The organism is Desulfuromonas sp. TF (genome assembly GCF_000472285.1).
In the GTDB taxonomy this organism is placed as follows: domain Bacteria; phylum Desulfobacterota; class Desulfuromonadia; order Desulfuromonadales; family ATBO01; genus ATBO01.
The window spans coordinates 163,098-181,078 of the sequence record NZ_KI421413.1 but is presented as its reverse complement, the minus strand read 5'-3'; the positions used below and the strand labels follow the sequence as shown (position 1 = coordinate 181,078).

The following is a 17,981-nucleotide window of genomic DNA, read 5'->3' as shown; positions in this document are numbered from 1 at the left end:
ACCCCGGGGGAGCCGATCCCGGTGGAGAAGACGCCGGGGGACCGGCTGGTCGGCGCCACTGTCAACGGCGACGGTTCACTGGTGATGCGGGCTGAGAGGGTAGGAGCGGAGACGGTCCTCGCCCAGATCGTGCAGATGGTGGCCGCAGCGCAGCGCAGCCGCGCGCCGATCCAGAAACTCGCCGACCGGGTGGCGGCCTGGTTCGTGCCGACGGTGTTGGCGGTGGCCGTTCTCACCTTCCTGGTCTGGGGGGTCTGGGGACCCGAGCCGCGAATGGCCCACGCCATCGTAAATGCCGTCGCGGTGCTGATCATCGCCTGTCCATGCGCCCTCGGTCTGGCGACGCCCATGTCGATCATGGTCTCCACCGGCCGGGGCGCCCAGATGGGAGTGCTGTTCAAGAATGCCGAGGCCATCGAGGTCATGCGCCGGGTCGACACCCTGGTGCTGGACAAGACCGGCACCCTGACCGAGGGGAAGCCGAGGCTGGTAGCCGTCCGTCCGGCCGAAGGTTTTGCAGAGGACGAGATCCTTCGCCTGGCGGCGAGCCTTGAGAGGGGAAGCGAGCATCCTCTGGCGGCGGCCATCGTCGGCGGAGCCCAGGAGAAGGGGATCGAACCGGACCGGGCGGAGAACTTCAAGGCGATCACGGGCAAGGGGGTAACGGGGCGGGTGGAGGAAGGGGAGGTGGCGCTCGGAAACCGGGCCCTGCTGCGGGACCTGGGGATCGAGCCGGGAGAATTGGCGCGGGAGGCCGAGACGCTGCGCGGCGAGGGGCAGACGGTTATGTTCGTCGTCGTCGACGGGCGGATTGCCGGGCTGCTCGGTGTGGCCGACCCGATCAAGGAGAGCACCCCTGAGGCGATCCGGGGGCTGCATGCCGAGGAGCTGCGCCTGGTCATGCTCACCGGAGACAGCCGCACCACGGCGCAGGCCGTTGCCGATAAGCTGGGGCTGGACGAGGTGGAAGCGGAGGTCCTGCCGGAGCGCAAGGCCGAGGTGGTGAAGAAGTTTCAGCAGGAGGGGCGCAAGGTGGCAATGGCCGGCGACGGCATCAACGACGCTCCGGCCCTTGCCCAGGCGGAGGTGGGGATCGCCATGGGAACCGGCACCGACGTGGCCATGGAAAGCGCCGGCGTCACCTTGATGCAAGGAGACCTGCGCGGCATCGTGCGGGCCAGGAAATTGAGCGAGGCGACGATGCGCAACATCAAGCAGAACCTCTTCTTCGCCTTCATCTACAACGCCCTTGGCGTGCCGATCGCCGCCGGCGTTCTTTACCCCTACTTCGGACTGCTCCTCAGCCCCATGATCGCCGCGGCGGCGATGAGCATGAGTTCGGTTTCGGTGGTGAGCAATGCGTTGCGGCTGCGGAGGGTAAGCCTGTGAAAGCTTTTTCCGGCGAACTGGTGCAGGGCTCACGGTTCCGGCGGTCCTTTCCGTCGGACGCCCGGCGTGACAATTTCCCTCTCAGATTTTTCGCGAATCGTAGGCCCAGTGGAGCAGGGCCTGTCTCTGCCGGGTGCGGCAGTGAAGATCGCCGGGATGGCAGTGGGCCCTGATCTGGGCCACATGGCGGCGCATCGCCTTCCACCGCCTGATCTGCCGGTCGTCGTCGGGACAGCGCCGTCCCAGGTAGTAACGGCAGTACCACTGGAACCAGCCGCGGGGATCCTCCTCGTAGATCCATCCCTTGCGCCGCCACACCGACAAGGGCTGCGAGGCGTTGACCCCGAAGAAGTTCAGGTCGGGGTCATGCCGTTTAGGGCAGAGGCGGGCATTCTTGAACCAGTCGGAGGGGAACTCGTTCCGGCAGTCGGTCATGTACTTGCCGCCGAATACGCCGAGTTCCAGCATCTCCTTCGGAGTGAGTTCCGGTCGGAAATCGGGGTGGAAGTTTTCCCCCTTCGGTTCGGTGAGGTAGTAGACGTAGCCGGTCTGCATGAGGTCGTTGACCTCGACGCGACGCTCTTTCATCCGCGATCTCCTCCCGATGCGGCTCAGGGAATATGCGGCTTTGCTTCTCTTACCCTATACTTTATACCAAAGTCCCCCGAACCAAAAACAAGGCGGAATTCATTTCTGAACTCCGCCTTTACGATAATTGGTGTGACGATGGTTGATTCCAGCCGCTGGGGAACTGAGAAAGGAAGGAAAGGGACAGCCTCCGGAGTAATACTTTTTAAACCCGGCGAAGCTGCTCGTCAGGGATGAAAACAGACCGGCCCCGCCCGCGACATGCGGACAGGGCCGGTTTTTCACGTCAGGCAGTCAGCCTGCGTTTTTTCAGTTGTAGGAGGTCTTGAGTTTCATCCCTTCCCTCGACTTCGGATCGTAGATGCCTTTAGCCTTTCCGTCCTCGAACCACTGCCCTTTGAGGCCGTTCAGGAATTGCTCCTTCTCCTCCACCAGTTTTTCGAAGGGCAGACCGACGATCTGCTGAGCCTTCTCCTTGGTGGAGAAGTCGGGGGCCTGGTAGTCGGCCGCCTTGTATTTTGCCAGGACGGTGCGCAGCTTGAGGCGGGCCTCCTGCCCCTTGTTGATGGCGCTTCCCAGGACGCGCAGGGTCTCTTCGGGTGCGTGGAAGAAGGATCCGTGGGAGGCGATCGCGTAATCCCAGCGCCACTGGCCGTGGCGGATGTCCTGAAGGGCCGGCTTCATCTCTTCTTCCGTCGCCCCGAGTTCCCAGGCCTTGGCCGCCTCGAGGTGAGCTCTGGCCAGCACATCCATGGCGATGCGGGAGAGTTCCTCTTTGCGCTCCAGTTTTCCGGCCACCGTCTCACGGAATTCCTTTTCGGATTTATCGTGGCAGTTCAGGCAGGTATTCTCGATATTCTCCAGCGGGTTGCCGACCTGGTGGCTGGAATAAGTGGCGCCGTCTTCTTTTACATACGGCATGTGACAGTCGGCACAGGAGACGCCGTTTTTGCCGTGAGCGCCGGTGACGAACATTTCATAGCCGGGATGCTGGGCCTTGAGCATCGGAGTCTTGCTTACCTTGTGGGTCCAGTCGGAAAAGTCTCTCTGGTCGTAGTATTGTTCGATGTCTTCGGCTGACATGCCGTTGTCCCAGGGGAAGGTGACCACACCGGCCGTCTGTTTTTCACCCTTGTCGTCGGTATACTCGGTTTTCTTGAAGTAGTATTCGGCATGGCACTGGGCGCAGACCAGCGATCTCATGTCCTGATGGGACGCATCGGCGAACTTCAGGCTGCCTTCCGCGTCGAGGCCCCGTTTCAGGAAATCGCGGGTCACGGTCAGCTCCATCGTCTTGCTGTCGTGGCAGTCGGCGCAGCCGATGGTATTCACGATCTCGCCGCCATGCCGCGCCCATTTTCCGGTAAAAAAGTCAAGTTCTCCTTTTTCTTCGATCAACCGGGGGACGTCCGGGGATTTGCAGGTCCAGCAGGCCGTTGGCATGGGGCCGGTCTGCGGATTCAGGGGGGCTCCGGTTCGCAGGGTATTGATATTGTCCTCCAGGGCATAATAGTGGCCCCGCGGCGCGTTGTAATCCTTGGAGAAGCCGTACCCCGCCCACATGACCACCAGGGCGGGCTCGTTTTTCAGGACATCCTTGATTTCATCGCTCTGGCCGGTCTTCAGGTAGGATTCGTACTGTCGCGGGAAAAACTTTCCCCATTCGGAACTTCTCGGTTCGAGCTTTTTGATGTCCGGGGCGGGGTTGACGGTTTGCCCGGCCGTATTCTCCTTGACGGAAACCGCCAGCAGCAGCAGGGGGACCGTGATGAGCACCGATGCGATGGTCATGAGCCACGATTTCTTCATGTTCGATTCTCCTTTTTTGAGTTCACGTTGAAGCGGATGTTTGTTTTGAGTTCATCTATTTGCTTAGCAATGGGTGTGCCAGGATAAAATCTCCATTATTTCAGGTATATCAAGATTTTAGCTTGACCCGTTTGTTACCATGTAGTAGCGTTCAACATTCCTTTGTGTTACCGTACAGTAACGGTCTTCTTCCCGATTAATTCCGGAAGGAGATGAACTCCTGCCCCCAGCGGAGGGTTTTTCGGATGCAGCTAAGAACGAAATTCATTCTTCTCATCGGGCTGGTGATCTTCTGCTCCTACGGCGTCACCTTTTACCGCACCTCCAGCTTTCAGGAGGAGCTGGTCGTGGAACAGGCCACCCGCCAGGCCAAGATGCTCTTCCATCAGATCCGCATCACCCGGCAGTGGGTTGCGGACCATAACGGCCTCTTCTTCATGAAGGCGCCCGGGGTCGAGAGCAATCCTTTTCTCGAAAACGGGCAGATCCAGGATGCGCAGGGGAACTGGCTGGTCATGCGCAATCCTGCCATGGTCACCCGCGAGCTCTCCGTCTATGCTGCCAGGGAAGGGATGGGGCAGTTCAACGTCACCAGCCTCAAGCCGGTGAATCCTGCAAATACTCCCGATGAATTCGAACGGCGCACCCTGAAGAGGTTCGAACAGGGGCTCCCGGAGGCGGTGCAGATCGAGAAGGTGGAGGGGAAGCATCGCCTGCGGTACATGGCTCCCCTGAAGGTGGACAGCCACTGCCTGCAGTGCCATGGGGACCAGGGATACGAGCTCGGCGACATCCGGGGAGGGATGAATGTGACCATTCCGATGGAACTCGCCTTCGCCGAGATCAGCACCAACAACCGGATGCTGTTGAATATCGCCCTGGCCACCATCGTCATCGTTTCGTTGACGATCTTTTTTCTCTTCGACATTCTGGTGGCCAAACGGCTGAAGATCCTGGCCCGGGAAATGGACCAATATCCGGAGCGGCGCAGCACGGAAAGCCCTCTGCCGCCTGAAGAAGACGATGAAATAGGCGCGCTGGCCGGCCATTACCGCAAATTGTGCCGCCGCCTCGAACGCTCCCAGGAGGAACTGGACGCCACCCGCGAGCAGGTCTTCCAGAGTGAGAAGCAGGCGGCCCTCGGGCGGCTCGTCGCGGGGATCTCCCATGAGATCAACAATCCCCTGGGAGGGATGCAGAACTGCATTCAGACGATGAAAAGAAGCCAGGACCAGCCGGAGCTGCAGGCCCGCTACCTGAATCTGCTCTCTCAGGGGGTGGACCGGATCAAGGGAACGGTTCAGCAGCTGCTGAATATCGGCCGTAAGGAGCCGCTTGAGCTTCGACGGGGCGATGTCGACGAGATGATTCGCGATAGTCTGGAACTGACCTGCATGGGACTGCGGGCCGTCACGGTGGATCTGCGGCTCGGAGTGAAGAAACCGCTTTCAGTCGGCATGGAGGCCCTGCGTCAGGTGGTGATGAATCTGGCCGGCAACGCGGTTCAGGCCATGGGGGAAAAAGGAGGCACGCTCAGGGCGACGAGCCGCCTTGAAGACGGTCGACTGCTCATCGAGATTGCCGATACGGGACCGGGGATCGATCCGAATCACATGGACAAGATCTTCGAACCGTTCTTCACGACCAAGGAGGTCGGGGAGGGAACCGGCCTGGGGCTCTCCGTCTCCCATTCGCTGGTAAAGCGCATGGACGGGGAGCTGACGGTCCGAAACGGGGAAGAAGGGGGAGCGATCTTCACCGTCACCCTTCCTCTGACGGCTGAACCCGTAACCGCAGGAGGGAGCAAACCATGATTCCGCGAATCCTTGTCGCCGAAGATGAAGAGATCATGCGCATCACCGTCCTCGACCACCTGCGCAGTCTGGGGTGGCTGGCCGATGAAGCATCGACCGGAACAGAGGCCCTGGAGTTGGTGAAAAAGAACCGGTATGAGCTGGTCCTCTCCGACATCCGGATGCCGGGGATGGATGGCGAGGCCCTGCTTGCCGAAGTGAAGAGGCTGGCTCCGCGCACGGAGGTGGTCGTGATGACCGCCCACGGCAGCACCGACAACGCGGTAAACTGCCTGAAGAAGGGAGCTGCGGACTACATTCTCAAGCCTTTCGATCTCGACGACCTGACCTTTCGCATCAACCGTCTGTTTGAAATGCAGACCATCAAGGCTCGCTGCGTGTCGCTGGAATATTGCTGCGGCCTGCGCCGGCCGATCATCGGCTCGAGCGCCCCCATGCAGAAAATGCTTCGAGTCATCAGTCAGGTGGCTCTGTCGGACGCTTCGGTCCTGATCCAGGGGGAAAGCGGCACCGGCAAGGAACTGGTGGCGGCGGCCATCCATTACGAAAGCCGCCGGGCCGACAAGCCCTACGTCCGGGTAAATTGCGCGGCGATACCCGCAGGACTGATGGAATCGGAGCTGTTCGGCCATGAAAAAGGCGCCTTCACCGGCGCCGACAAGCCAGCCGTCGGAAAATTCGAGCTGGCGGACCACGGGACCATTCTGCTGGACGAGATCGGCGACATGCCCCTTGATCTGCAGGTAAAGCTGTTGCGGGTTCTGCAGGAGCGGGAGATCGAGAGGGTGGGGGGAAAGAACACCATTCCCCTGGATGTCAGGGTTGTCTGCGCCACGGCTAAGGATCTTGCAGAAGAAGTGCGGAAGGGCAGTTTCCGTCAGGACCTCTTCTACAGGCTGCAGGTGATTCCGGTGGAGGTCCCCCCCCTCAGGGAGAGGGAAGGCGACATTCTCGAACTGGCCGATTACTTTCTACAGGAGTTCGGCCGCGAAAGAGGGCTTTCCTTCCAGCTCTCGGAGGATGCGCGTCGGGCACTGGAGCAGTATTCCTATCCCGGCAATGTGCGCGAACTTCGTAATGTCATGGAGCGGGTTACCGTTCTCGCCCCTGCCCCGAAAATCCAACTCTGGGACTTGCCTGCGGAAATTCGCGGCGGCTATTGCGGAGTAAGCGAAGAAGACAATCTCGCGGCCGCCGTAGCGGACGCCGAGAGGAAGTGCATTCAGCGGGCGCTGAAAAAGGCCGGCGGCAGCAAGACGGAATCCGCCGCTCTCCTTGGGATCAGCAGGAAAAATCTCTGGGAGAAGATGAAGCAGTACGGGCTGTAAATCCGGGGCAGGGGGAAATTACGGCTTTATCTGCTCCAGTGGGATGCTCCCCGCACGGTCAAAACGAAAGGTCTTGTTCAGAACGCCGAGACCTCCCACCTTCACCAATCCTTTCAGATCAAACTCAACGTCCTCGTCTTTACTGGCCTGCTTCAGGACGCGCCAGAGGTCGTAATAGGCACTGGAAAGCCTCAGGGTGGCAACGCCGTATTCTCCGGCTCCGATGCGGACCTTCTCCATGGACTGGCCCTTCGATACCACCACATCATTCAGCCGCAGGACATAATCGACTTCCTTGAGGGTGACAGCTATCCCGTTGGGATTGAATATCTGAAGATCGGCACTCAACGTGGCGTGGCTGAGGGAGAGAGCCGTTACCTCCAGATTGAGGAGGCTCACCTCGGGGGGAAGCGGCCGCACTATGGTGCAGGCGGCCACGAAAGGCAGCATCAGCACAAGAACTCTCAATCTCAGGCGGTCGGCAAACGGTTTTGCAGGAATCGACATCACGTAACCTCCCCGGATTCGCTCCGGTCCAAACGGATTATACCTTTTTATCAATATAACAGTTGTTTTATCTCCGGACTACCCGGATGGGCGCGTTCGACGATTCGCAAGAGCGCAAAGATGGATAAAAATGTTTTGCATTAATGCAAAAATCGTTCTGGTAGGATAATTTCCTGTAAGTAAGCGTAAATATAAAGGTCACTCACGATAATCGTATCGCCGGGCTTGTTCCGCTTCTACGAATTCCTTCTTTCTTTTTGCGGCTCTGCAAATATCCTCACCCCTTAATTCTCCATTGAGTGCAGGCTCTCATTTCAACTGACTGTAATAACAGCTATTTACAGAATTGTACGAAGTTTCTAAAACATTGGTATACGAGTTGCTGTTGTAACAGAGCGTCACTCCTGAAGGTTTTGGGTGAGGTCGGGTCTTACGTTGAGGGACGTTCCCCGACCTCACCCCATGCAGACGGAACCATCGAAAGAGAGGAAAAATGATGGGAATAATCACTGCCGAAAGAGCCGGGCACTCGCTTCCGACCAGTCCGGTCGAACCCGCTGTTCTGGGTACTCCGGGCCTGGTCGTCCTGGGAATCACGGCCCTCGCTGTGAGCTTGTGCGACGCCGAGATCGTTCCACCCGCAGCTGGGGCTCTGCTTCTGCTGACGCTTTGCGGCGGGCTGGGGCAGCTTCTGGTCGCGGCCCGGGACTGGAGAAGGGGAAACATCTTCAGCGCCACCGTCTTTGCCGCCTACGGTCTCTTCTGGCTATCCCTCATCCCTCTGGTGATACTTCCGCGTGCCGGACAGGGGGCCTCGCCGCAAGCGCAGGCTCTTTCCGCCTACCTGGCCATCTGGGGGATTTTCAGCATCGTCCTGTTCAGGTCTTTTGCCAAAAACAACCGGTCCATGCGCGTGATGTTCGGATTTCTGGCGTCGTTCCTTCTTCTGGCCGCGGCAGGCGCCGCGACCCAAAGCAATCCCATGCAGACGACATCCGGATATGTCGGGATCCTGTTTGGAATCGATGCGGTCGTGGTCGGCTTTGTCCGGAACCGGTCTGAAAAAGGGCAGGGACATCAGGGTGATACATATTCAATTGGGAGGAAAGGAAGATGAAAGCGACCGTTAACGGCATCACGCTCGGCTATGATGATATCGGCAGCGGGCCGGCAGTGGTTCTGCTTCATGATTTTCCCCTTTCCAGGCGCATGTGGGACCCCCAGATCGCTCCCCTTGTCACCGCCGGATACAGGGTCATTGTTCCTGATCTGCGCGGATTCGGTGAAAGCAGCAAAGCCGAGGCCTCCTGCGAAATCTCCGAGTACGCCGATGATGTCGTGGCCCTTCTGGATTACCTCGGAATTGGCCGTGCCGTTTTCGGAGGGATGTCCATGGGGGGATATGTTCTGTTCAATCTGCTGGAGCGGTTCAGGTCGCGGGCCATGGCGGCAGCTTTCTTCGCCACCCGCAGCGGGGCCGACACCATGGTGGAGAAGGCCCGCGGGGCAGAACTGGCTGAGAAGGTGGTGAAAGGAGACCGGCCGCAGGTCATCGATCATCTGGCCGGTCTTCTGTTTGCCGAGGGGACCATGAAGACTCAGCCGGCACTATTCGAAAACGTCAAACGCTGGATGGATTCCACGGATTCGCACGCTCTGACCGCAGGGCTTCTGGCCATGCGAAACAGGATGGATTATGCGACTCCGGCAAGGTATCTCGACCGACCTGCCCTGGTTGTCGGCGCGGAACGCGACCGGAGCGTCAAACCCGAACACAGCCGGTTTCTTGCCGCCGCTCTGCCCTGCTGCACCAGTTGCATCATTCCCGGAGCGGGGCACCTGGTCAATATGGAACGTCCGGAGGAGTTCAATCGCTGCCTTCTCGATTTCCTCGGCAGCCTGGCCGTATACCGGCATGCCGATTGGCGCAAGGTCGCCTGATCCGGGAAAAAGGCTTCAACGCTGAGGCGCTGGGAATCAGAGGAAATCGGAAGGTCTGGATCTCGAGTTTTTCGGGCTGAGCAAAAATGCTCAGATGCAAGGCGCTTGAAATCCGGAGGAATAAGGCGTACCTGAAAGGTACGTCGTTGACGAGGGATGAAAGCAACGCCGCAGATGGGCGTTTTTCCTCAGCCCTCTCGCAAGAGAGCGCCGATCGCTTCCATGACTCGATCCACAATGAGGACATGGGTTTCCTTGCAGTCCTCCTGCCGGTACAGGTCTGAGAAATCAAGGGGAGCACCGAAGGCAACTCCGGCTTTTTGTCCGACACGGGGGAATTCCCAGCGGTTCAATCCCGTCAGGGCCGCGGGAATCACCACCGGCCGGGTATCGTAAATCAGCTTGCCCACTCCGCGGTTTCCCTTCCCCAGAACGCCGTCCTTGTGCCGGGTCCCCTCTGGGAAAAGCATCACCTTTTCCGTCCGCAGCAGATCGTTGAGAGTTTTTCCCGCCCGCACATCCCGTCCCCGCCTGACCGGAAAAGCCCCCCAGGAACGAAACAGAAAACCGAGGAAGGGATTCCTGAACAGTTCCTCCTTGGCCGGCGCCCAGACCATCTGCAAGGGGAAGCTTCTGATCACTGCCCAAGGCAGAAAGACCGTCTCATATCCCGAGATGTGATTGGATGCGATCAGCACCCCCCCCGAGCGGGGGATGTTTTCGGCCCCCTCGATACGGAAGCGGTTGAGAACCGAGGCGTAGAATCCGATGACAAAGGCGGTGAGAGTGCTCCAGCACCGACGTAGGAGTGATATCTTCAAAAAGCACCTCTGGGAAGAAGAATAATAGGTCTTATAGGTCCTATGGGTCCTATGCGACCTATTCATTTCAGCCGGCAGGGATATATACCATAAGTGATCCTCCGACGGCAATCCCGCGGTCATGGTCTTTGACCTTTTGTTCATCGGCGAAATGGGTTATTTTGTTTCCGATCACCAAGGAACGGACTCCATGAATCATTCTGAATTTTGCCGAACGTGCGCGGCGCTTCGCATTCTCGCCCTTGTACTCTGGGTTGGAGGGGTTCTCTGGCTGTCCCTGACCCCGAAATTGCCGCGCCTTCCTTCCGATTACTTCCTTCTGTCCTGGGACAAGATGCGGCATGCGGGAGCTTACGCGCTGATGACCCTTCTGGCCGGACGGGTCTTCGTTCTGTTTTCCCGGACCCCCTGTCGCGGCTGGTTTGCAGCCGCCGCCTTCGCCCTTGCTTACGGGGGGCTGATGGAAATCGCCCAGGGTCTGCTGACCGAAGTCCGACAGGCCGAATTCGAGGACATGGTTGCCAACGTCTGCGGGATAGGAGTCTCCCTGACGGGGGCCTTTGTGTGGCTGCGCCTGTTGGAGGGAAGGAAACCTTAATGGATCTGCCATTGGAGCATCATCGAACGGTCATCGCAGCCGCCGCCAGCGGGGAGTTGGTTCTGACCGTCAACAACCGTCTCTCCCGACATCTGCATGCCCTGTTCGATGCTTTCATGCAGCAGGAGGGGAGGGCCGCATGGAAAACTCCGGAGATATGCAGCATCGACGGGTGGATGCGACGCTGCCTGGCCCTTCTCGGCGAAGAGGGACGACTTCTCAGTGATTTCTCCATTCTTCGCCTCTGGGAAGAGACGATCGGGGCCGATTCCGCAGGAGACGTGCAGAACCTTCTCCAGACAGGCGCCACCGCTCGGCGGGCCATGCAGGCGCACCGTATTCTGATCGAATACGATGCCGATCCTGCCGGGTTTCCGCTGACCGAGGACCATAAAGCTTTTCTTCGCTGGCGCCAGCGGTTCAGAAAGGCTCTGGCGACCGGAGACTGGCTCGATGCCGCGGACCTGCCCGATCGTATGGGCGTAGCCCTGCGCCGGAAGGAGATCCCGGCTCCGCCCCGAGTCCTTCTGGTCGGGTTCGATGAAATCCCTCCCCAGATATGCCGGCTCGCCGCAGCCCTGAAGGATAGTGGAAGTGCCGTCGAGGAGATCTCCCCCCGCGAGGAAATCCGCGGCGAGTCGATTCGCATCCCTTCCGACGATGCCGTCGACGAGGTGCGCCGGGCCGCCCGCTGGGTGCGGCATCTGCTGGAGAACGGCCGGGAACGGATCGGTGTCGTCGTGCCGCGGCTGCAGGACTACCGCAACGATATCGAGCGGATTTTCAGCGAGGAGATCGATCCTGAAGTCCTTCCGGGGCTTGTCGAGGAAGAGGCGCGCTTTAGCCTCTCTCTCGGCGCCCCCATGGCCGGGCAGGGCCTGGTGACCGCAGCGCTGGAGATTCTCGCCCTCCAGCCGCGATCCCCCGTCGAGGCCCTCGGTTTTCTTCTGCGCACTCCTTACCTCGGCGGCGGCTTAGCCGAAAGCAACAGCCGCGCCGCCCTCGATCGGGACCTTCGATCAGGAAGGTCCCCGGAGGTAAGTCTGTCCCGGCTCAGAAACCTTGCTGCCGGAAGAGGGGGGGAAGAGAACGGAACCCTGCCGCGGATGGTCGGGATTTGCGAAGCCGTGACAAAAAGCCTCGGCGAAGGCGCAAAACGCACTCCGGGCGAATGGGTCGTCCACTTCTCCCGGCTGCTGGAACAGGTCGGCTGGCCTGGGGAGCGCCCCTTGAGCAGCTTCGAATACCAGGTGCACAAGGCCTGGCGGGAGAAGGTGCTGCCGGCCATGGTCGCCCTGGATTCCGTCTGCCCGCCCCTGGATCGTGGAGAAGCCGTCGCGCTGCTGCGGCGCCTGGCCCAGGAGACGGAATTCCAGCCCGAAACCCCGGAGGGTCCGGTCCGGGTGATCGGCCTTCTGGAATCAGCCGGCCTGCACTTCGACCATCTCTGGGTCATGGGACTCACCGACGAGGTCGCTCCTGCGCCGGCCCGGCCAAATCCCTTCATTCCGGTTGCCCTTCAGGTGGCGCAGGGCATGCCCCATGCCGATCCAGTAAGGGAACTCGATTTCGCCCGTCGAACTATTCGCCGGCTCTTTGCCGCGGCGCCGAAGGTGGTTCTCAGCCATCCCTGCCGCAAAGGGGATGTCGAGCTCAGACCAAGTCCCCTGATCGCCCAGGTGCCTCTCGGCATGATCGATTTGGCCCCGACGAATGCTCCCGGCCCCCTCATTCGTGAACGGTGTCTCCCCTTCGAGAAGGTCGTCGACGAGGAGGCTCCGGCTCTTCCGCCCGGCGAGAATCCCCCGGGGGGGACCGGCATTCTCAAGGATCAGGCCCTCTGCCCCTTTCGGGCCTTCGCCCACCACCGGCTCCACGCCAGGGCCTTCGACCGGCCGGATGTGGGCCTCGACGCCGGAATCCGGGGGACCCTTCTCCACGGGGTGCTGGAGGAGTTCTGGAAAATCACCGAAAGTCACGACAATCTCTGCGCCCTGGATGAACAGTCCCTTGTCGCACGCATCGCGGCCTGTATCGATGCGGCGATCGACAAGCAGTTCAGCGAAGGGAAAAGGGAGGCCTCCTCGGCTCTCCTCGCCCTTGAACGCCGGCGGCTCGCCCGACTCGTTCGTGAATGGCTCGAGGAGGTGGACAGGAAACGGGCCCCCTTCACGGTCTGGAAACCGGAGGCGAAGCGCCGCGAATCCATAGGCGGTCTGATCATCGATACCCGGGTGGACCGCATCGATGAGCTGAACGACGGCCGCCGGGTGATCCTCGATTACAAGACCGGCCGGGTCGATCTTGCCGATCTCTTCGGCGACCGCCTGGTCGAGCCTCAGCTCCCGCTTTACGGAATCGGTGAAGGCGGTGAGACTCTCGCCGCCATCGCCTTCGCCCGGGTCCGCCCTGGCGAGTGCGGAATGAAGGGGGTCGCCCGCGGCGCGGATCTGCTCCCCGGAGTGGAGGCGTTCGCCGACTCCAGACAGGCCGGGAATCATGCCATCTCCGGTTGGGCGGAACTTCTGGATCGCTGGCGCAGCCAGCTCGAAGGGCTTGGCGCCGAGTTCGTCGGCGGCGAGGCGGCCGTCATTCCGGAAAAAACCTGTCAGTATTGCGACCTCTTTCCCCTTTGCCGCATCGATGAGATTGCGCGGCTCTCGGAGGATACCGAATGAGCGGCCTCACGACCGTCATTGCCGACGCCGCGGAGCGCTCCCTGGCTGTCGATCCGACCCGCTCGTTCATCGTCCAGGCCCCGGCCGGATCGGGGAAGACCGAGCTGCTGATTCAGCGTTTTCTTGCTCTGCTCGCCACCGTTGCCCGACCCGACGAAATTCTGGCGATCACCTTCACCCGCAAGGCCGCGGCCGAAATGCGCTCCCGTCTGCTGCAGGCCCTCCAGTCTGCAGCCGGTCAGCAGCCCGACAGCGAGCATGGCCGGCGCACCTGGAACCTGGCCCGCGCCGCATTGCAGCAGGATCGAAAACAGGGCTGGAACCTGGCCGAGAACCCCTCGCTGCTGACCATTCAGACCATCGACTCGTTCAACGCGTCTCTGGTTCGCCGCATGCCCTGGGTCTCCCGCTTCGGCGCTCTGCCGGAAGTGGCCGAAGACCCTGAAGCGCTTTACCGCCGGGCCGCCGAAAGGCTGCTGGCTTCCCTCGGAACGGGGAAGAGGGGGGATGCCGAGGTTGCCCGGGTTCTGCACCACCTCGATAACCGCATGGACCTGCTGCGGGATATGCTGGTGCGCATGCTCGGACGGCGCGATCAGTGGCTTCGTCATCTGGTCTGGGACGAGCACCATGAACAGAGAAAGTGTCTGGAGAAATCCCTGGCCGATCTGGCCGAGGCGACCCTGGCGGCGGCGCATCAGGCGATCCCTCTCCATCTGAGGGACGATCTGCTGAGCCTGGGGCGTTACGCCGCCTCCTGTCTGGAGGGCGGCGACCGGCCGCTCGCGTCCCTGACGGGCCTGAAAACCTTTCCCGCCGCCGGGGCCGAGACTCTCCAGGGCTGGCTAGGACTTTCCGACCTGCTCCTGACCTCCGCCGGCACTCTTCGCAAACGTCTGGACAAGAATTGCGGCTTTCCTCCCGGCAAAGGAGAGGCGCATGTCATGAAGACCCGGATGCAGGAGATTCTTGAGCGCCTGGCCGCGGACCCGGAAGTCGAACGCCTGCTGGAAGAAGTGAGGCAGCTGCCGCCGGCGATCTATCCCGAAGACCAGTGGGGGATTCTCCAGGCTCTGGTCGAACTCCTTCCCCTTGCGGCCGCCGAGCTGTGGGTGACCTTTCAGCAGGAGGGTACGGCCGATTTCGCCGAGATCGCCCTGAAGGCCCGGGCGGCCCTGGGCAGCACCGATAACCCTTCCGATCTGCTGTTGAAGCTGGACGCCAGGCTCAGTCACATCCTGGTCGATGAATTTCAGGATACCTCCTATCTCCAGTTCAATCTGCTCAAGAGTCTCACCGAAGGATGGATGCCGGGAGATGGACGCACCCTCTTCGTGGTCGGGGACCCGATGCAGTCGATCTACCTCTTTCGAGAGGCCGAAGTCGGTCTCTTTCTCCGGGCGCGATCCCGGGGGATCGGGAGCGTTTCTCTTGAGCCGCTGACACTCTGCTCCAACTTCCGCTCCCAGCAGGGCGTGGTCGAATGGGTCAACGCCTCCTTCGCGACACTTTTTCCCTCCCGGGAGAACGAGGCCCTCGGCGGCGTCGTCTATGCTCCGGCCGCCGCCGTTCATCCTTCTCTGCCTGAAGCTGCCTGCACGGTCCATCCCTTTGCCGGCCGCGACGATGCGGCCGAAGCCCGCGAAGTGACGCGGCTGGTCCGCAAGTCCCTGGAAGAGCAGCCCGAAGAGACCGTGGCGGTGCTGGTTCGGAGCCGGACCCACTTGCCGGAAATTCTCCGGGCCTTCCGGGAGGAGGGGATGCGCTATGCCGCCAGGGATATCGATATCCTCCAGTGCCGCCCCGCCGTGCGCGACATCCTCGCCCTGACCCGTGCCCTCCTTCATCCGGCAGACCGCCTTTCCTGGCTGGCGGTCCTTCGGGCGCCGTGGTGCGGGCTGCTCCTGTCCGACCTGCATGCCCTGTGCGGTTCGGCCCCGTCGCGGACCATCCCTGGCCTGCTCGCCGATCCCGTCGTTCTGGAGCGGCTCTCCGCCGACGGAGCCCGACGGGTCGAACGCATCGGACAGGTTCTCCGCCGGGGGATGGCCCGTCGCGGCGCCGTGGGACTTCGCCGCCTGGTCGAAGGATGCTGGCTGGCACTCGGCGGCCCGGCCTGTGTAGGGGAAGGGGAGGGGAAGGATATCGATGCGGTATTTGCCCTGCTGGAGCGCCTCGACCATGGCGGCGATCTGCAGTCCCTCGATGCCCTGGAAGAATGCGTGAGGAAACTCTTTGCCGAGCCTGATGCAGGGGCGGACGGAAGGCTGCAGGTCATGACCATCCACAAGTCGAAGGGACTCGAATTCGACACCGTTATTCTTCCCGGGCTTGGAAGATCCCCGGCGGGCGGCGACCAGCCCCTTCTTCGCTGGTTGGAGCACCCCGACAGCGGACTGCTGCTGGCGCCCCTCTCCCCCAAGGACGGCAGCTTCAAGGATCCGATCTATACGGCCATCGGGCGTCTGGAACGGGAGAAGGAGGATCTGGAGGTGACGCGTCTTCTCTATGTCGCGGCCACCCGGGCCAGAAAGCGCCTTCATCTTCTCGGACATGCCGGAATCAACGGCAAGGGCGAGTGCCGGCCGGCAGCAGGCTCGCTGCTGAAGAAACTGTGGCCGGTGGTGGAAACCCGGTTCGCCGGCGCCGAAGCCTCCGGACCGGAGGCCATTGCGGATGCCGCCGACAGAGGCGGGAACTCGATTCGGCGGCTGCCGGCCGAGTGGCGGCTGCCCGAATTGACGCCGGCGCCGGTGCGGTGCGCGGCCGCGGTCAACCAGCCTTCGGAAAAGAAGGAGGGAGATCTTCACGGCGAATTCACCGGCTGGGAGGCTGAAACGGCCCGGCATGCCGGAACGGTGACTCACGCCTACCTGGAACGCATCGCCCGGGAAGGGCTTGAAGCATGGCCGGTGGAGAGAATCCGCGCGGAAGAAGGGGAGATCCGGCGGCGATTGAATGCCCTCGGGATCCCCTCGGGCGAACTCGCCGACGGGGGAGCAAGGGTGGTGCGGGCGCTGAAGACCACACTGGACGGCCCGAGAGGCCGATGGCTGCTCTCGCCCCACCCCGAAGCCGCCTGTGAACTTGGACTCTCCGGAGTGATCGAGGGCAGGCTGGTTCGCGGCGCCGTCGACCGGACTTTTGTCGAAAACGGCACACGCTGGATCATCGATTACAAGACCAGTGAGCCTCTTGGAATGGGACTGGAAACCTTTTTCGACCAGGAAACGCAGCGTTACCGGGACCAGCTTGCCGCCTACCGGACCCTGTTCAGACAAATGGAGGAAGAAAGAGTCGTGCGGGCGGCGCTCTATTTCCCGCTGGTGGATGGCTGGTGTGAGCTGCCTGTGGAATGAGGAAGGGAACTGCAGGGGAGATCGAGCCGGATGATTTCGCCGCGCCTCCGGACGAACACGTTTTTCTCGCTCACGTTCGGTTGGAAGTCGTCTCCGGCGCAGAGGACCCGGTAACTGCCATCCAGATCAAGACCCGGGATGAATGCCGGAACGTCGTATTCGATATCGTCAACCAGACAGAAGATCTCCTGCCGCAGATCCTCTTCGCCTTCCTCTCTCCGGCCGTTGCCGTTGCTGTCGTGAAAGGCGTCGATGATCAGAATCCCCCGCTGGGTCGGCATCGCCGGTGCCGACCCGAAGATGAGATTAAGAATATTCTCCTCCTTGATCCTGCCCTTTTCGAGGTTGAATTCTTCCTGGGATTCAGCCGCCCCGGCAAGAGGGGGGCACAAAAAAAGCAGCCCCGCCAGAAGTGCTGACAGCCCTATCGCGGTGCCGAGGAACAGTATTCGCCGGTTCCCGGAAAGCAGGATGCGTTTCAGGCGGATCACTTGGGGGCGAGTTTCTTGATCTCCAGCATGGCAATATCGAATATCAACTCCTTGCCCGCCAGAGGGTGATTGGCATCGAGGATCACCATGTCTTTATCCAGACCGGTCACCATGACATGAAAGATGCTGCCGTCCTGTCGGGTGACTTCGAGCTGCCCCCCGACTTTCAATTCCACGTCCGAAGGGAGATTGCCGCGTTCGACGGTTTCCACCAGGTTTTCCCTGGACTCTCCGTAGGCTTTGTCGGGTGCGATGGACACGGTCTTCTTCTCCCCCGTAACCATCCCGACCACAGCCTCTTCAAAGCCCGGGATGACCTCTTTTTTGCCGATGATAAAACTGAGCGGCGCCTTGTCCTCGGATGTGTCGAATAAGGTGCCGTCAGAGAGTTTTCCCGTGTAGTGCACCTTGACCGTATCTCCTTTGGCCGCATAATACATGATGTATGTCCTTTCGTTTAAGTGATACTGCGGAAATCCGGAACCGGATTCGACTCCTTCTGACTTCCGTATTCCGCATTCCGGATCAATCGAGTACGTTCCCCTTGATACCCCGGAGGGAGGGTGGCTGTCAATTGCTGATTCCCTCGGCCGAGGTATCCGACGCCTCTCCCGCTGTCTCCCTGCGTCATGTCGGAGATTCATCGCAGGCGATGAAT

General features: G+C 60.9%; 14 protein-coding genes. 8 read left to right on the top strand and 6 right to left on the bottom strand.

The window, feature by feature from the left end:
- Positions 1–1,389: copper-translocating P-type ATPase (locus tag DTF_RS27030; protein WP_035055577.1), on the top strand; the 1,389-nt coding region annotated here is incomplete at its 5' end.
- Positions 1,390–1,470: 81 nt separating this feature from the next.
- Here DTF_RS27030 and DTF_RS0103365 read toward each other — a convergent pair.
- The gene (locus tag DTF_RS0103365) at positions 1,471–1,977 is read right to left on the bottom strand and encodes a hypothetical protein (protein WP_027714173.1); all 507 of its coding nucleotides are present in this window, start codon (positions 1,975–1,977) and stop codon (positions 1,471–1,473) included.
- 309 nt (positions 1,978–2,286) lie between these two features.
- Positions 2,287–3,786 (bottom strand): ammonia-forming cytochrome c nitrite reductase, encoded by a 1,500-nt coding sequence (gene nrfA / locus DTF_RS0103360; protein ID WP_027714172.1) that lies wholly within the window; start codon positions 3,784–3,786, stop codon positions 2,287–2,289.
- A 245-nt stretch (positions 3,787–4,031) separates the two neighbouring features.
- On the opposite strand from nrfA, the gene DTF_RS21675 reads away from it, so the two are divergent.
- Together DTF_RS21675 and DTF_RS0103350 are read left to right on the top strand one after the other, a co-directional pair.
- Positions 4,032–5,600 carry an ATP-binding protein gene (locus DTF_RS21675; RefSeq protein WP_051360821.1) on the top strand — a complete coding sequence of 523 codons (1,569 nt, stop codon included), beginning with the start codon at positions 4,032–4,034 and terminating at the stop codon, positions 5,598–5,600.
- Positions 5,597–6,928 (top strand): sigma-54 dependent transcriptional regulator, encoded by a 1,332-nt coding sequence (locus DTF_RS0103350; RefSeq protein WP_027714171.1) that lies wholly within the window; start codon positions 5,597–5,599, stop codon positions 6,926–6,928. The genes DTF_RS21675 and DTF_RS0103350 overlap by 4 nt, the downstream gene beginning before the upstream one ends.
- Before the next feature lie 18 nt (positions 6,929–6,946).
- Here the strand turns inward: DTF_RS0103350 and DTF_RS0103345 are convergent, their stop codons facing one another.
- Positions 6,947–7,435, bottom strand: coding sequence for an LEA type 2 family protein (locus tag DTF_RS0103345; protein ID WP_027714170.1), 489 nt, complete (start codon positions 7,433–7,435; stop codon positions 6,947–6,949).
- Positions 7,436–7,928: 493 nt separating this feature from the next.
- On the opposite strand from DTF_RS0103345, the gene DTF_RS0103340 reads away from it, so the two are divergent.
- Positions 7,929–8,552, top strand: coding sequence for a GPR1/FUN34/YaaH family transporter (locus tag DTF_RS0103340; protein ID WP_027714169.1), 624 nt, complete (start codon positions 7,929–7,931; stop codon positions 8,550–8,552).
- Complete coding sequence (locus DTF_RS0103335; protein ID WP_027714168.1) at positions 8,549–9,376, top strand: alpha/beta fold hydrolase; 828 nt, start codon at positions 8,549–8,551, stop codon at positions 9,374–9,376. The genes DTF_RS0103340 and DTF_RS0103335 overlap by 4 nt, the downstream gene beginning before the upstream one ends.
- 188 nt (positions 9,377–9,564) lie before the next feature.
- Here DTF_RS0103335 and DTF_RS0103330 read toward each other — a convergent pair whose 3' ends face one another.
- On the bottom strand, positions 9,565–10,197 hold the full coding sequence (locus DTF_RS0103330; RefSeq protein ID WP_027714167.1) for a 1-acyl-sn-glycerol-3-phosphate acyltransferase: 633 nt from the start codon (positions 10,195–10,197) through the stop codon (positions 9,565–9,567).
- A gap of 190 nt (positions 10,198–10,387) precedes the next feature.
- Here DTF_RS0103330 and DTF_RS21670 point away from each other — a divergent pair, with 190 nt between their 5' ends.
- Genes DTF_RS21670 through DTF_RS0103310 form a run of 3 tightly spaced genes read left to right on the top strand, consistent with a single transcriptional unit; the run spans position 10,388 to position 16,832 of the window.
- Complete coding sequence (locus DTF_RS21670; protein WP_035055573.1) at positions 10,388–10,795, top strand: VanZ family protein; 408 nt, start codon at positions 10,388–10,390, stop codon at positions 10,793–10,795.
- Entirely contained in the window at positions 10,795–13,473 is a 2,679-nt protein-coding gene (locus tag DTF_RS0103315; RefSeq protein ID WP_035055571.1) for a PD-(D/E)XK nuclease family protein, read from the top strand. The genes DTF_RS21670 and DTF_RS0103315 overlap by 1 nt, the downstream gene beginning before the upstream one ends.
- Positions 13,470–16,832, top strand: a complete 3,363-nt coding sequence (locus DTF_RS0103310) for an exodeoxyribonuclease V subunit beta (RefSeq protein WP_027714165.1) — start codon at positions 13,470–13,472, stop codon at positions 16,830–16,832. Before DTF_RS0103315 ends, DTF_RS0103310 begins: the two co-directional genes overlap by 4 nt.
- Here the strand turns inward: DTF_RS0103310 and DTF_RS0103305 are convergent.
- Positions 16,787–17,323, bottom strand: a complete 537-nt coding sequence (locus DTF_RS0103305) for a hypothetical protein (protein WP_027714164.1) — start codon at positions 17,321–17,323, stop codon at positions 16,787–16,789. The genes DTF_RS0103310 and DTF_RS0103305 overlap by 46 nt on opposite strands.
- Positions 17,320–17,763, bottom strand: coding sequence for a peptidylprolyl isomerase (locus tag DTF_RS0103300; RefSeq protein ID WP_027714163.1), 444 nt, complete (start codon positions 17,761–17,763; stop codon positions 17,320–17,322). The genes DTF_RS0103305 and DTF_RS0103300 overlap by 4 nt, the downstream gene beginning before the upstream one ends.
- Positions 17,764–17,981: the final 218 nt, after the last annotated feature.